Below are 15,129 nucleotides of genomic sequence, written 5' to 3'. Positions count from 1 at the left end.
CTGCGGGCGATCAAGACCTCGCAGAGTCCAGCGGCGCCCTGTGCCCGTCATGGCCGTGTCAGGCGGCATGCTTGCCGGTCCGGCCGAGCTTCTTGATAGCCTGCTCCAGGGAACGCTGCCCCTCACAATAATCCTTCCATGCGGCTGACTTCGATAGCAAAGTAGGCACGGTCCGGACCGTGAACCTCTTGGGGTCAAGGTCTGATTTCACCTGCGTCCACGTCAGAGGCATTGACACCATCGCTCCTGGGCGGGCTCGAGGAGAAAGTGGCGCCACGGCCGTCGCCATGCGATCGTTGCGCAGATAATCAAGGAAAATGCGACCGCCCCTCAGGCTCTTCGTCATTTTGATAAGATAGAGATCGGGATTGTTGCGGGCCATCTGCTGGCAGACGTCATGCGCGAAGGCCTTTGCATCGGGCCAGGATAATGGCTTTCGCTTATTGACTGCCAGTGGGGTCACGACATGCAGGCCCTTGCCGCCGGTCGTCTTGCAGAAACTGATCAATCCGAGGTCTTCCAGCCGGTCGCGCATTTCGCGGGCAGCAGCAACAACGGTGGAAAAAGGAACATTGGGGCCGGGATCGAGATCGAATACAAGGCGGCCAGGCACTTCCGGTTGCCCGGGTTCACAATTCCACGGGTGGAGCTCGACCGCTCCGATCTGGGCGACGGCGGCAAGCCCTTCGATGCGATCGATCTGCAGATATGGCTTCTTGTCGCCGAATACCTTGACCAATTCCAGCAGGTTGGATTGTCCGGCCATCGCATGACGCTGGAAGAACTGCTCGCCACCAATCCCATCCGGGGCACGGATGATCGAGCAGGGCCTGCCCTTGATGTGGTCGATCATCCAGTCCCCGACCGCCTCGTAATAGCGGGCTAATTCTTCCTTTGTTACCGGCTCCCCGTCGTTATGATCCGGCCACAACGGTTTGTCCGGATTTGAAATGAGCACGCCCATGACATCGGCCTTCTGACCCTTGCGGCGCGTCGGTTTCTGTGTGGACCTCCCAGCCGGCTCCGCAACTTCAGCTCTAGAGGGTCTCAGCGGTCGCTCCGCTTCGACTTCCCTGGCCGGCTTATCTTCGCGCAATCCTTTGAAGGCCGCCTGCCGGACGAGACCGTCCGCGGTCCAGCCCTCGAATTCGATCTCGGCGACAAGCTCGGGCTTTACCCAGGCGACCTCCGCCTGCTTCTTCGGAGCGCCGATTCCGGTGAACGGCGATTTCGCCGTCTCCAGCGCCCTCAGTTTCGGAAGCAGCGTTTCCACCTTGCTGGCGCCGTAGCCGGTGCCCACACGGCCGACATAGACAAAATGGTCGCTGCGAAAAACACCAACGAGAAGGGAGCGGAACTTGCCGTTGGTCTTGGCGTAGGCGCCGATGACCACCTCATGCCCCGCTCGGCATTTCGACTTCGCCCAACTTGCCGTTCGTCCGGATTGATAGGGCGCATCTGCCTGTTTTGAGACGATGCCTTCCAGCGAGAGCTTGCATGCCGACCTGAGGACGGCGTCACCGCCGGTTTCGAAATGTTCGACGTAGCGGATGCGAGGATCGTTGCCGGCGCCGGCGAGGAGCTCCTGCAATCGCCGCTTTCGCTCGATGAGAGGCTTCGAGCGGAGATCCTCGCCGCCGTGATAGAGCAAGTCGAAGGCGAAAAAGACGAGGTTGCCGGTCTTGCCCTCCGATAGCGCAGCCTGTAGCGCGGCGAAATTCGGCGCACCGTGTTCGTCGAGCGCGCAGATTTCGCCATCGACGATACAATCAGGAAGCGTTGACGCCGCCCCGGCGATTTCGGTGTACTTGGCCGTCCAGTCGAGACCTTTCCTGGTTTTCAACGTCGCGTCGCCATCGCGCACGCGCATCTGTATGCGGTATCCATCGAACTTGATCTCGTGGATCCAGCCGTCTCCGCCGGGCGGCCGCTCCAGCTTCTCGCAAAGCTGCGGTGGGATGAAATCCGGAAGATCCACCGCCGTAGCAGTGCGGGCGCGCTTTCCGCCGCCCGCCTCCTGCCGCTCCTCGGCGGCCAATCCATGATTGCTGTCCCAGACGGCGTCCGCCTGGACCTTGCCGCCTTCCACCATGAAGGGTTTCGGCTTGCGACCCTTGCCGGCTGCGATCATTTCCATGCTGCGCCCTGAGGCCACCGAGGTGATGTTTTCTTCCAAGATGAAAGCACCGTTCTCCTCCACGGAGAAATCATCATGATGCTTGATCAGCAGCCAATTGGTACGCTTGCTGCGTTCGCGATCATTGCGCATGCGCACGAGCACGAAGCTCCCGTGCAGGCGCTCGCCTTCAAGCGTGAACTTGAAGTCGCCCTTGGAAAGCGCTTGCTCAGGGCTCTTTTTTCCCTCCGGCTCCCAATAGCCACGATCCCACAGCATGACCGTGCCGCCGCCATACTGGCCTTTCGGAATCGTGCCTTCGAAGTCGCCGTAATCGAGCGGATGGTCTTCGACCTCGACAGCCAGGCGTTTGTCGTGCGGATCGAGCGATGGACCTTTGGTGACGGCCCAGCTCTTGAACACGCCGTCGAGCTCAAGCCGCAGGTCGTAGTGCAGCCGTGTCGCATCGTGCTTCTGAATGACAAAGCGGCGGCGGTTGCTCTTTTCGATGCGCCGCTCCCCGCTCGGCTCAGCGGTCTTTTGAAAATCGCGTTTTGATCGGTAGTTCGATAGCTTGTCGCTGGCCATGGCTGTCCCCGGGCATTCGGTCCTCAAACGAAATAGCGGTCATCGTTGTTCCAACGCCGAGCGATGGCCGAATCCCTGAAAAGGAGGGGGCGTCTGCCGCCAGGCTGGCACGAACCGACTGTCTCGTCACTTTATGATCGCGCATCAACGATTGCAGCGCCAGGCATTCGCCGAGCGGAAAAAGCTTTTGCCACATCGCCCGCAAGGGCTATATCGTCAGATAACCTTGCTGGACTGGATGCCATGACCGATACCGTTCTCGACCGTTTTCTCCGTTATGTCGTAATCGACACGCAATCCGACCCTTCCTCGTCGACGCAGCCGACCACCGAGAAACAGAAGAATCTCGGACGGGTTCTGGTTGACGAATTATTGAAGATCGGCGTTGCGGATGCGCATCTCGACGAGCACGGCTATGTCTATGCGACGATTCCCGCCAACAGCGACAAGCCGGTTCCGGTCATCTGCTTCTGCTCGCATATGGATACGGCGCCCGATTTCAGCGGCACGGATGTCAAACCGCAGATCGTCAGGAATTATGCGGGCGGGGATATCCAACTCACCGGCGACCCGAGCCGGGTGATCCGCGTTTTTGAACACCCAGAGCTAAAGAACCAGATCGGCAACGACATCGTGACGACCGACGGAACGACATTGCTCGGCGCCGACGACAAGGCGGGACTGGCGGAAATCATGACGGCGGCGCAGATCCTGGTCGACAATCCCGAGATCCGGCACGGGACGATCAAGATCCTGTTCACGCCAGACGAGGAAGTCGGGCGCGGCGTCAACAAGGTCGATCTCCAGAAACTCGGCGCCGACTTCGCCTATACGATGGACGGCGAGACATCAGGCCATATCGAGGACGAGACCTTTTCGGCCGATGGTGTGGAGATCGACATTTCAGGCGTGGCGATCCATCCGGGCTTTGCCAAGAACCGCATGGAAAACGCCATCAAGATCGCAGGCGCCATCATCGATCGCTTGCCGAGGGATATTGCGCCCGAGACCACAGAGGGCAAGCAGGGCTTCATCCATCCGGTCGACTTGAACGGCTCGATGGAGAAAGCGTCCTTGAGCCTCATCATCCGCGATTTCACGGAGGAGGGGCTCGTGGAAAAGGAGGCTATGCTCGAAGCCATCGTGAAGGACGTGCTATCGGCCTATCCCGGCTCGACCTATCGCTTCGAGGTGAAAGAGCAGTATCGCAACATGAAGGTGGTGCTCGACCGTCATCCCGAGATCGTCGACAACGCCATCGAAGCCGTGCGGCGGGCCGGCATGACGCCGGTGCGCGGCAGCATCCGCGGCGGCACGGATGGCTCGCGCCTCTCCTTCATGGGGCTGCCGTGCCCGAACATCTTCGCCGGCGGCCATGCCTTCCATTCGCCGCTGGAATGGGTCAGCCGTCAGGACATGGAGAAGGCCGTTCGGACGATCGTTGAGCTTGCCAAGGTCTGGGAAGAGCGCGCTTAAACGCGCTTCTTGTTCGATTTTCCGGCCTGGCGGCGTCAGCCGCCGATCGCCGGAATGTCGCCGCGCAGCATTACGCTGTCATAGGCGGGGCGGGGAGTGGGGATCGCGATCGGCATCCCCGGCTCGGGCTCGATCGAAGTTTCCGGCTGGGTCACCGGCGCGGTGATGTGCATCTGTGCCGTGCTTGCCGTAGACATGGGGTCGGGAGCCGGCAGCGGAACCGGAACGGCCGAAGGTATCAGCGCCTCGAATTGCGGCGGCAGCATGCTCTCACCGGGAACATAATTCATTGCCACCTCATAGGCTGGCAGCGGCGCCGGCGTTTGGAGCGTGCCATTGGGATCGCGCTTCTCGTAGAAGGCGTTGCCGCCGGCAACCGTGACATAATGCATGTTGTTGTAAGGGAATTTCAGCCCGTCGGTATGGAAGAACATCGCATCCTTCACCGCAGGATGGCGCGCACCTTTCATGAGGATGGCGTCGGCCGCGGTGGCAAGCTGCGGCTCGGCCTGCGACTTGACTTCGCGCGTCATCACACCCGGCGCAAACTGCTTCTCCTGGGCGACAACGCCGCAGATCGACTGAGGATAGGCCCCTGAAGTGAGCCTGTTCATGACGACGGTGCCGACGGCCAGATAGCCGTCTTCATCCGAATGCTGCGATTCGAAATACATCGCGCGCTTCAGGCAGTCGCGATCCTTGGCCGTATAGTTGAAAGTGACTTTCGCCGGTTGAACCTGTGCTGTCTTCGCCGCCGTTGCCGCCGGCTTCGTCGTTGTCGTGCAGCTCGCGGCTGCCAGTCCTACGAACAAAATCCCGCCCAGGGATTTTGCAAAGGAAATCTCCGCCCTCAACGCCAGGTGCCTCCTATCGGATTAGTCCAGCCCTTTATGATTAACGCGAAAACGTTTTACTCGGCATGTGACAAAAATACAAACAACCTAGGATCACAAAAAGCCTGAGGGACTCTCGCCGAATACGATTCCGGCGAGGATCCGTTTCCATCAGCCACGGAACAGCTTCCAGCGGGTGGGCTTGAAGGCCACCCGGTTGCGGTCGAGCCTGTCGGCCTCGCTCGGCGGCAGCTCGATTTCGATATTCGGGCGGCCGTTGCCGATATCGAGTTCGATATGGCGGGTGCCGGCGACGCGGCGGCTGGAAACCGGGTGCCCGGCGATGCAGTTTTCCGCCGATTCGCAGAGCCTGACGTCGTGCGGGCGGAAATAGAGCTGCGCCGGCCCATCGGGCTCACCCTCGGCATTGAGGCCGAGCGAGCGGCCTTCGAAGCGGATGTCGCCGTCTGAAATATCGACCTGCAGGCAATTCGACTGGCCGATGAAGCCGAAGACGAAGGGCGAGTTGGGATAGTCGTATACCTCGTCCGGCGTGCCGACCTGTTCGATCGCGCCCTGGCTCATGACGACGACCCGGTCGGCGAGCTCCAGTGCCTCGTCCTGATCGTGGGTGACGAAGACGGTGGTGTGGCCGGTGCGGTCGTGGATCTCGCGCAGCCATTTGCGCAGATCCTTGCGCACCTGGGCATCGAGCGCGCCGAAGGGTTCGTCGAGCAGCAGCACGTTCGGCTCGACGGCCATGGCGCGGGCGAGCGCCACGCGCTGGCGCTGGCCGCCGGAAAGCTGGGCCGGGTAGCGTTTTTCAAGACCGGAAAGCTGCACCAGTTCGAGCAGTTCCAGCGCCCGCCGACGGATATCGGCTTTCGCAGGACGTCGTGCGCCGCTTCTCACTCTCAGGCCGAATGAGACATTGTCGAGCACCGTCATGTAGCGGAAGAGGGCATAATGCTGGAACACGAAGCCGATATTGCGCTGCTGCACTGACTTCTTCGAAGCATCCTCGTCGCCGAAGAAGATCTGTCCCTCGGTCGGGCTTTCCAGGCCGGCGATCAGGCGCAGCAATGTCGTCTTGCCGGAGCCCGAAGGACCGAGCAGTGCGATCAGCTCGCCGGAGCGGATATCGAGCGAGACATCGTGCAGCGCCGGAAAACGATCGAATTCCTTGCGGATGTTTTGAACGCGTACTTCCATTCCAGATCCTTCAGTGCCGCCGGCTGGCGGAGATTTCAGCGCTGTAGCGCATTTCCAGCAGCGTCTTCAAAACAAGAGTTACGAGTGCCAGCAAGGCCAAAAGCGTGGCGACGGCGAAAGCGCCGGTGAAATTATACTCGTTATAGAGAATCTCGACCTGCAGCGGCATGGTGTTCGTCTGGCCGCGGATGTGGCCGGAGACGACGGAGACGGCACCGAACTCGCCCATGGCGCGGGCGTTGCAGAGCAGCACGCCGTAGAGCAGGCCCCATTTGATGTTCGGCAGCGTGACGTACCAGAAGGTCTGCCAGCCGCTGGCGCCGAGCGAAAGGGCAGCCTCTTCGTCAGCCGTTCCCTGTTCCTGCATCAGCGGGATCAATTCGCGGGCGACGAAGGGGAAGGTGACGAACATGGTCGCGAGCACCAGGCCCGGTACGGCAAACAGGATCTTGATGTTGTTGGCGCTCAGCCATTGGCCGAGATAGGTGTTCGCCCCGAACAGCAGCACGAAGACCAGGCCCGATATGACGGGCGAAACCGAGAAAGGCAGGTCGATCAGCGTTGTCAGAAACGCCTTGCCCTTGAACTCGAACTTGGCGATCGCCCAGGCGGCGGCGACTCCGAAGGCAAGGTTCAGCGGCACGCTGATGCCGGCGACGATCAGCGTCAGGCGGATCGCCGAGAAGGTTTCGGCATCGCCAAGCGCCGTGATGAAGGGGCCGGCTCCCTTGCGGAAGGCTTCGACGAAGACGGCGGTCAGCGGCAGCAGCAGGATCAGCAGCAGGAAGACGAGCGAGAGGGTGATCAGGCTGTAGCGCGCGATCCTGTGTTCGGTCGTCACCGAACGCAGCTTGACGGGTTGAACGGTCGCATCAAGCGCCATAGCCATACCTCCGCCTGCTCCAGCTCTGGATGAGATTGATGACAAGCAGCATGGCGAACGAGATGATCAGCATGATCGCCGCGATGCCGGTCGCTGCCGCGTAATTATATTCTTCGAGTTTGATGACGATCAGCAGCGGCGCGATCTCCGATTTGAACGGCAGGTTGCCGGCGATGAAGATGACAGAGCCATATTCGCCGACGCCACGGGCAAAGGCCAGCGCGAAGCCGGTGAGCACGGCAGGCGCCAGCCCCGGCAGCAGCACCCGGAAAATCGTCTGGAAGCGGTTGGCGCCGAGCGTGGCCGCGGCCTCTTCCACTTCCTTGTCGATCTCCTCCATGACGGGCTGCACCGTGCGCACCACGAAGGGCAGGCCGACGAAGATCAGTGCCACGACGATACCAGCCGGCGTGAAGGCGATCTTGATGCCGAGCGGCGTCAGGAACTGGCCGATCCAGCCGTTCGGCGCGTAGAGGGTCGTCAGTGCGATGCCGGCGACCGCGGTCGGCAGCGCGAAGGGCAGATCGACCATGGCATCGATGACGCGCTTGCCGGGGAAGCGGTAGCGCACCAGCACCCAGGCGAGGATGATGCCGAAGATGGCATTGACGATCGCGGCGATGAAGGCGCTGCCGAAGCTGATGCGCAGTGCGTTCAGCGTGCGCGGATCGAGCGCGATCGACCAGAATTTCTCCCAGCCGAGCGCGCTCGACCGGACGGCAAGGCCCGAGAGCGGGATGAGGATCAGAAGGGTGAGCCAGGTCAAGGTAAGGCCGAGCGCCATTCCGAAACCCGGAATGACGCTCGGCCGTCTGAACCGCCACCGTGTGGGGCTATGTGCTTTCATGAAGTCTATTATTGGGCCGGCTTGTAGATCTGGTCAAATACGCCGCCATCGCCGAAGAATTTCGGCTGGGCTTCCTTCCAGCCGCCGAAGTCGTCGATGGTGGCGAGCGTCAGCTTCGGGAAACGGGCGATGTCGGCCGGATCGGCAGCTTCCGGCTTGATCGGCCGGTAGTAATGCTTGGCGGCGATCTTCTGGCCTTCGTCCGAATAGAGATAGTTGAGATAGGCTTCGGCGACCTTGCGCGTGCCCTTCTTGTCGACATTGCCGTCGACGACGGCGACCGGCGGGTCGGCGCGGATGGAAAAGGTCGGCGTTACGATCTCGAACTGGTCGGGGCCGAGTTCCTCAAGCGAAAGATAGGCTTCGTTTTCCCAGGCGAGCAGCACGTCGCCAAGGCCGCGCTGGACGAAGGTGGTCGTGGCGCCGCGCGCGCCTGTGTCGAGAACCGGAACGTGCTGCAGCAGTTTCCCGACGTAATCCTGCGCCTTGGCGTCGTCGCCGCCATTCGCCTGCTTGGCCCATGCCCAGGCAGCCAGGAAGTTCCAGCGGGCGCCGCCCGAGGTCTTCGGGTTCGGCGTGATGACCTGCACGTCGTCCTTGATCAGGTCGCCCCAATCCTTGATGCCCTTCGGGTTGCCCTTGCGGACGAGGAAGACGATCGTCGAAGTATAGGGCGTCGAATTGTTCGGGAGCTTCGTCTTCCAGTCGGCCGGGATCTTGCCGGTCGCCTTGGCGATGGCGTCGATGTCGCCTTCGAGGGCCAGCGTTACGACATCGGCGTCGAGGCCGTCGATGACCGAGCGGGCCTGGGCGCCGGAGCCGCCGTGCGAGGCCTGGATCGTAACGGTTTCACCCGTGTCCTTCTGCCACTTGGCGGCAAAGGCGGCGTTGAAATCCTTGTACAATTCGCGGGTCGGATCATAGGAAACATTGAGCAGCGACTGGTCCGCGAAGACGGGAGCTACGCTCCCGATTGCGAAGCTGCCTGCCATGACCGCGGCCGCGAGGAGCCGGGTGAGCCTTTGTGTCTGCATGGGAACCCTCCTGTTACCTGTCTTAACTCTATCAAGTCAGTCGTATAATGAAACGAAGGTTCTTCCGGTTCCTCGGCTACTCGTAGAATGTCATTCCATTTGAGGGCGTTTATTGAAATGGACGTGCCGAAGTTGGCCGCGGCCAATTTCCGCCCTGCCGCGGTCCCGCCGCAGATCCGTGTTTTTTCTGCCACAGTTCCTCCACAAGAGGCGAGCGCCGCGCGGATTTTTGCCCGGTTTTCGCCGCGATGACATTTGCGGATTCCTATATAGCGGCGGTGCGGCCGTATTCGCCGACCGCTACGTGGGGGCATCCTTGAAATGCGCCTCACATTCCAAACCTGTTAAGGGCCATTAAAATGAATATCAGAACTATCCTTTTTGCTTCCGTTGCCGCCCTTGCCGCGGCATCCGGAGCCCGCGCTGCCGACGCCATCGTGGCGGCGGAACCCGAGCCCGTGGAATATGTTCGCGTTTGCGACGCCTACGGTACCGGCTATTTTTATATTCCGGGAACGGAAACATGCCTTTCGATCGGCGGTTACATCCGTACCGAAGTCCGCTTCGGCGATAATATCGCTGGCGATTCCGACGTAAACTTCTGGACTCGCGGTCAGGTCACCTTCCAGGCCAAGAACGACACCGAGTACGGCACGCTGACCGGCGTCATCACGCTGCGTTACAATGTCGACAACGCCTCTGACCAGGAAGCGCTGCTCGACGAAGGCTACATCGACATCGCCGGTTTCCGCGTCGGTAAGCTCTACAGCTGGTGGGACGACGACATGAGCGGCGAGACCGATACGCTCGCCAGCAACGAGACGACCCACAACTCGATCCGTTATCAGTACGAGAATGGTGCCTTCGCGGCCGGCCTCTCGATCGACGAGCTGGAAGACGACTACGCCACCAAGCCGGGCGAAGGCCCGAACAACTTCGGCGTCGCAGGCCAGGTCTCCTACAAGGCCGGCGCCATCAGCGCTTACCTGCTTGCCGGCTACGACACCGACACCAGCGAAGTCGCTGTCCGCGGCATCGTCTATGCCGACATCGGTCCCGGCACGCTCGGTATCGCCGGCGTATGGGCAAGCGGCGCCAACTACTACTACGAAGAGTCCGAATGGACGATCGCAGCGGAATACGCCTTGAAGATCAACGAAAAGTGGTCGGTCACCCCCGGCTTCCAGTACTTCGAGAACATTGCGCTCGAGGCTGACGGTAACGGCTTTACCGGCGGCAGCGCATACACCACCGGCGTCACGATCGATTACCGCATCGTCGACGACCTGCGTTCGAAGCTCAGCGTGCAATATCACGATGAGGACGAAGGCGACGACGAAGTGTTCGGCTTCCTGCGCTTTCAGCGCGATTTCTAAGATCGTTTGATTGCAGACGAACGGGCGCGGCCTTCGGGACGCGCCTTTTTCATACCCGGGAATCGGCGATGAAATCGGAATAGAATTCGTCGACCGTTCTTGCCTTGCGCATGGCGGCAAGCACGCCGTCCGTTTGCAGCCGCCGCGCGATGGCGGACAGCACGTTCAGATATTCGCCGCGATTGTTTTCCCCGAAGAGCAGCACGAAGGCGATGTCGGTCGGGATGTCGTCGATCGCCTCGAAATCCAGCGGCTGGGTGAAGCGGATGAGGAGGCCGCGCGGGCTGGTCATGCCGTCGATCGCCGCATGCGGGATGGCGATGCCGTTGCCGATCCCGGTGGAGCCGAGTTTCTCGCGCGTTTCGAGCGCCTTCAGGATGGTCGGTCCGTCGACGGAAAAAGCCTTGGCGGCCTTGTCCGCTATCGTCTGCAGCGCGCGCCATTTCGTCAGCGCCGACACGCCGATGAAGGTGTGTTCCGGCCGGATGATGCTGGGAAGATTCATGTCATTCTCAATGCTTGTTCTGGCTCAATGCTGTTCTGGCTCGATACTGTTCGGGCAGCGGGCGGGAAGGAAGGTCAATCCGGTTCCCTGAGCCGGTAGCCGACGCCGGTCTCGGTGGTGATATAGTGCGGCTGATCCGGAATCTGCTCGACCTTTTGCCGCAGCTGCCTGATGTAGACGCGCAGATACTGCACATCAGCCGCCGGCCCCCATACCTGCTTCAAAAGAAACTGGTGGGTCAGCACCTTGCCCGCATGCTGGGCGAGCACGCGCAGGATGTCGTATTCCTTCGGCGACAATTTTATTTCTTCGCCATCTACTTTGACGATGCGCTTGACGAGATCGATCGACAGCCCGCCGGTCTGGAAGATCGCCTTTTCCCCCTGCTGCTGCAGCCGGTGGCGCAGCGCCACGCGGATGCGGGCGCCGAGTTCGTTGATGCCGAAGGGCTTGGTGACATAATCATCGGCGCCGCTTTCCAGCGCCTTGACGATGCCGGCCTCATCGGTGCGGCTGGAGAGGATGACGACGGGCATGGAAAGCCCTTCATCGCGCCATTCCTGCAAAAGGTCATGGCCTGACTTGTCGGGCAGACCGAGATCGAGCACGACGAGGTCGGGCATACCTGCGGCGACCGACTGGCGGGCGCTAGCGGCGTTCGGCGCCTCCTGCACCTCGTAGCCCTGCGCGGTCAGGCCAACGCGGAGCAGCTTGCGGATCGGAGGCTCGTCGTCGACGACGAGGACTTTGACGGCTGAACCGGTCATTTGAGTTCATCCAGTTTGGGAATGTCGTTGGGTTTCGGCAGCCGGATGGTGAAGACGGCGCCCGGGCGGCCCGTCCGGTTGCCGGCGGCGATCGTGCCGCCCATCGCCTCGATGAAGCCGCGGCAGATGGAAAGGCCGAGCCCGGTGCCGGCGCGCACCTGATCGCCCTTGCGCACGCGGTAGAAGGTGTCGAACACACGGGTGAGGTCGGCCGGCGGGATGCCCGGGCCTTCGTCCGAGACCTGCAGGACGACATGGTCGGCATCGGCCCAGCCGCCGATATGGATCACCGATCCCTCGGGCGCGTATTTCGCGGCATTGTCGAGCAGGTTGAAGATCACCTGCTCGAACAGCACGGGATCGACCCGCACCATCGGCAGGTCGGCGGGAATGCGCATCTCTGTCTTATGGTGCTCGAGGATCTTTGCGGCGCGGGCGAGCGCGCTGCCGACGATATCGCCGGCATAATGCAGCGCGGAGTTCGGTTCCATCGCCCCGGATTCGATCTTGGTCATGTCGAGCAGGTTGGCGATGAAACGGTTGAGCCGCTCCGATTCGTCGACGACGGTGGAGAGCAGGTCGGCGCGATCCTCCTCGGGCATGGAGGCGAAGTAATCGCGCAGCGTGCCGGCGGCGCCGAGGATGGCGGCAAGCGGCGTCTTCAGGTCATGCGAGATCGAGGTCAGCAGGGCCGAGCGCAGCCGGTCGGCTTCTGCCGCGAGCCTTGCCCGGTCGACATCGGCGACGAGCTGGACGCGTTCGATGGCAAGGGCCGCCTGGTCGGCCAGCGCATCGAGCAGGCGCTGCTGCTCGGGCGTCAGCAGCGGCCCGTCGCGGCGGTCGCTGTCGAGACCGATGACGCCGACGGCGGTGCGCCCGGTTCTGAGCGGTACATAGAGGCGCTTGGCGCCGGGCAGCGTATCGGCGCCGCGGCCGGCGGCGTGATTGTGCTCCCAGGCCCAGCGGGCAGCGGCGATATCGGCATCGTCGAGCGTGTCGTCGGGCGGGTAACCGGCCTTGACGGCGATGGTGCCTTCCTCCGGCAACAGCAGCACAACGCGGACCTTCAGCATCGATGCGAGCTGGAAGGCGGTCGCCCAGAGCACGTCGTCGAGCGTGCCGGTGCCGGCGAGCTTCTTGGAGAAGAGGTATAGGTCTTCGGTCGTGCGCGCCCGCTGCCGGGCGGCGGCGGCCTGGCGCTGCACGGTCGCCGTCAGATTGCTGGCGATGATCGCGACGCCCAAAAAGAAGAAGAGGGCAAGCACGCTTTCCGGATCGCTGATCGTCAGCGTGTAGCGCGGCGGCAGGAAGAAGAAGTTGAAGGACAGCGCGCTGAGGATGCAGCTGTAAAGCGCCGGCCGCAGCCCGTGGATGACGGCCGACGTCAGCACCGCCATCAGGAAGACCAGGGCGAGGTTGCGAACGTCGAGCACCTGGTCGAGCACGATGCTGACGCCGAGCGCGACGGCGACATAGGCTGTCGCCAGCAGATAGGCCCAGAAATCTATCTGCGGCGCGATGGCGGCGGCTCTGACGCCGCGCGCGGTGGTGCCGTCCTTCTCGTTGCCTGAAATGACGTGGACGCTGATCTCGCCGGTTTTGCGGATCAGCTCGTCGGTGATGGAGCGGCTCCACCAGTCGCGCCATGTCGGCTTCTTCGGCGCGCCGATGACGATATGGGTAACGTTGTTGGCGCTGGCGTGGCGGACGAGTTCCTCGGCCACCTCGCGGCCGGGAATGGTGATCGCCTCGCCGCCGAGCTGCTCGGCAAGGCGCAGCGTGGCTGCAACCGTGTCGCGTTCCGCTTCCGTCAGATTGATCGAGCGGGCAGTCTCTATGTAGACGGCGGCCCAGGGCGCGCGCAGCCGCGACGCCATGCGGGCGGCGTAGCGCACCAGCGAAGCGGAACGCGGGTGATGGTCGATCGAGACGAGGACGCGTTCGCCCGCAGCCCAGGGGCCTGATATGGCATGCGCCTGCATATGGGTGAGCAGTTGATCGTCGACGCGCTGGGCGGTCTTGCGCAATGCCAGTTCACGGAGCGCCGTCAGGTTGCCCGGCGTGAAATAATTGGTCAGCGCCCGCTCCGCCGTCTTCGGCATGTAGACCTTGCCGTCATGCAGGCGCTTGATGAGATCGTCGGGCGTGAGGTCGATGATCTCGACGTCGTCGGCAAGATCGATGATCGAATCCGGCACCGTCTCGCGCACCCGGATGCGGGTGATCTGCGAGACGACGTCGTTCAGGCTCTCGACATGCTGGATGTTCAGCGTCGTATAGACGTCGATGCCGCGATCGAGCAATTCCTTGACGTCGAGATAGCGCTTCGGATGCCGGCTGCCCTCGGCATTGCTATGGGCAAGTTCGTCGACCAGCACGAGATCGGGCCTGCGGGCAAGGATGCCGTCGAGGTCCATTTCCTCGAGCGGCCGGCCCTTATAGTCGATTTCGACGCGCGGAATGATCTCGAAGCCGGCAAGCAGCGCCTCGGTCTCCTTGCGGCCATGGGTCTCGACGACGCCGATGACGACATCGAGGCCATCGGCGAGCTTGGCGCGGCCGGAGATGAGCATCTCGTAGGTCTTGCCGACGCCGGGAGCGGCGCCGAGGAAGATTTTCAGACGGCCGCGCGTCTCGGCCCGGGCTTTTTCGAGAAGCGCATCGGGCGAGGGCCTGCCGGCCTGGTCGCGATTGTCGTCTGGCATGCGTGTGGTCTTTCTGCCGATGCCTGTGCTTGAGGATGGGCGCTACGCCTCCTTCTCCTCATTCCTGTGCCCGTCACAGGAATCCTTTCACGCGAAGTCCTTCGCGTGAAAGGAGTCTCCCGCGCCGCTGACGCGGCGCTGCTGGATCCCTGTGACGAGCACAGGGATGAGGGAGAAGGAGATGGCGTGCCCAGCCAACCAAACTCACTCACTCATAGAAGCATCAAGGCTCTGGTTCAACGCCAGAACATTGACCGTCGGTTCGCCGAGGAAGCCGAGTTCGCGGGCCTGAACGGCGCCGTCGACCAGCGTCTGGACCTTGGCTTCATCCACACCACGTGCCTTGGCGACGCGCGGCACCTGGAAGTAAGCGGCCTCGGGTGAGATATCGGGATCGAGGCCGCTGCCGGACGCCGTGACGAGGTCGGCGGGTACTTGCGTATTCGGGTTCGTCGCCTTGGCGGCCTCGTAGTCGCCTTTGACGCGGTCGATCAGTTTCCGGCTGGTCGGGCCGAGGTTCGAGCCACTGGAGGCGGCCGCATTGTAGCCGTCGCCGGCGGCGGAGGGACGGCCGTGGAAATATCTGTCTGCCGTGAAGGCCTGGCCGATCAGCGCCGAGCCGATCACCTGGCCGTTCTTCTCGATCAGGCTGCCGTTCGCCTGGCTGGGGAAGAGGGCCTGGGCCGCACCCGTCATCGCGAGGGGGTAGAGAAGGCCTGTTATGGCGGTGGTGGCGATAATCATGACGACCGCCGGGCGGAATTCTTTCAACATTGTTCTTACTCCT

The 15,129-nt window shown here is 62.2% G+C and carries 12 protein-coding genes; 2 read left to right on the top strand and 10 right to left on the bottom strand.

From position 1 onward, the window contains the following. Nucleotides 1-58: 58 nt before the first annotated feature. A complete protein-coding gene (gene ligD, locus ATY76_RS10285; RefSeq protein WP_088674662.1) occupies nucleotides 59-2,704 on the bottom strand; it encodes a DNA ligase D in 2,646 nt (881 codons plus the stop codon). A 243-nt stretch (nucleotides 2,705-2,947) separates the two neighbouring features. Between ligD and pepT the strand changes: the two genes are divergently transcribed. Beyond that, nucleotides 2,948-4,180 (top strand): peptidase T, encoded by a 1,233-nt coding sequence (gene pepT, locus ATY76_RS10280; RefSeq protein ID WP_088674661.1) that lies wholly within the window; start codon nucleotides 2,948-2,950, stop codon nucleotides 4,178-4,180. Between the two features lie 35 nt (nucleotides 4,181-4,215). On the opposite strand, the gene ATY76_RS10275 is transcribed toward pepT, so the two are convergent. The 5 genes from ATY76_RS10275 to ATY76_RS10255 form a co-directional block, all read right to left on the bottom strand. Next, the gene (locus ATY76_RS10275) at nucleotides 4,216-5,034 is read right to left on the bottom strand and encodes a cell wall hydrolase (protein WP_088674660.1); all 819 of its coding nucleotides are present in this window, start codon (nucleotides 5,032-5,034) and stop codon (nucleotides 4,216-4,218) included. A gap of 150 nt (nucleotides 5,035-5,184) precedes the next feature. Then, nucleotides 5,185-6,225: a sulfate/molybdate ABC transporter ATP-binding protein gene (locus ATY76_RS10270; RefSeq protein ID WP_088674659.1), complete on the bottom strand. Its 1,041-nt coding sequence runs from the start codon at nucleotides 6,223-6,225 to the stop codon at nucleotides 5,185-5,187. Nucleotides 6,226-6,235: 10 nt separating this feature from the next. Beyond that, entirely contained in the window at nucleotides 6,236-7,108 is an 873-nt protein-coding gene (cysW, locus tag ATY76_RS10265) for a sulfate ABC transporter permease subunit CysW (RefSeq protein ID WP_088674658.1), read from the bottom strand. Beyond that, nucleotides 7,098-7,955, bottom strand: a complete 858-nt coding sequence (cysT, locus tag ATY76_RS10260) for a sulfate ABC transporter permease subunit CysT (protein WP_088674657.1) — start codon at nucleotides 7,953-7,955, stop codon at nucleotides 7,098-7,100. Before cysT ends, cysW begins: the two co-directional genes overlap by 11 nt. An 8-nt stretch (nucleotides 7,956-7,963) precedes the next feature. Next, entirely contained in the window at nucleotides 7,964-8,989 is a 1,026-nt protein-coding gene (locus ATY76_RS10255) for a sulfate ABC transporter substrate-binding protein (RefSeq protein ID WP_088674656.1), read from the bottom strand. 359 nt (nucleotides 8,990-9,348) lie between these two features. Between ATY76_RS10255 and ATY76_RS10250 the strand changes: the two genes are divergently transcribed. Next, nucleotides 9,349-10,365: a porin gene (locus ATY76_RS10250; RefSeq protein ID WP_088674655.1), complete on the top strand. Its 1,017-nt coding sequence runs from the start codon at nucleotides 9,349-9,351 to the stop codon at nucleotides 10,363-10,365. Nucleotides 10,366-10,414: 49 nt separating this feature from the next. On the opposite strand, the gene ATY76_RS10245 is transcribed toward ATY76_RS10250, so the two are convergent. From ATY76_RS10245 to kdpC, 4 genes are all read right to left on the bottom strand, one after another. Then, nucleotides 10,415-10,870, bottom strand: coding sequence for a PTS sugar transporter subunit IIA (locus tag ATY76_RS10245; protein ID WP_088674654.1), 456 nt, complete (start codon nucleotides 10,868-10,870; stop codon nucleotides 10,415-10,417). A gap of 74 nt (nucleotides 10,871-10,944) precedes the next feature. Continuing rightward, nucleotides 10,945-11,637 (bottom strand): response regulator transcription factor, encoded by a 693-nt coding sequence (locus ATY76_RS10240; protein WP_088674653.1) that lies wholly within the window; start codon nucleotides 11,635-11,637, stop codon nucleotides 10,945-10,947. Further along, nucleotides 11,634-14,342, bottom strand: coding sequence for a sensor histidine kinase KdpD (locus ATY76_RS10235; protein ID WP_088674652.1), 2,709 nt, complete (start codon nucleotides 14,340-14,342; stop codon nucleotides 11,634-11,636). The genes ATY76_RS10240 and ATY76_RS10235 overlap by 4 nt, the downstream gene beginning before the upstream one ends. 204 nt (nucleotides 14,343-14,546) lie before the next feature. Continuing rightward, entirely contained in the window at nucleotides 14,547-15,116 is a 570-nt protein-coding gene (gene kdpC / locus ATY76_RS10230) for a potassium-transporting ATPase subunit KdpC (RefSeq protein ID WP_088674651.1), read from the bottom strand. Between the last annotated feature and the right edge of the window lie 13 nt (nucleotides 15,117-15,129).

It is taken from the genome of Rhizobium sp. R339 (assembly GCF_002211395.1).
Lineage (GTDB): Bacteria > Pseudomonadota > Alphaproteobacteria > Rhizobiales > Rhizobiaceae > Rhizobium.
This window is presented reverse-complemented; position numbering and strand designations above follow the sequence as displayed.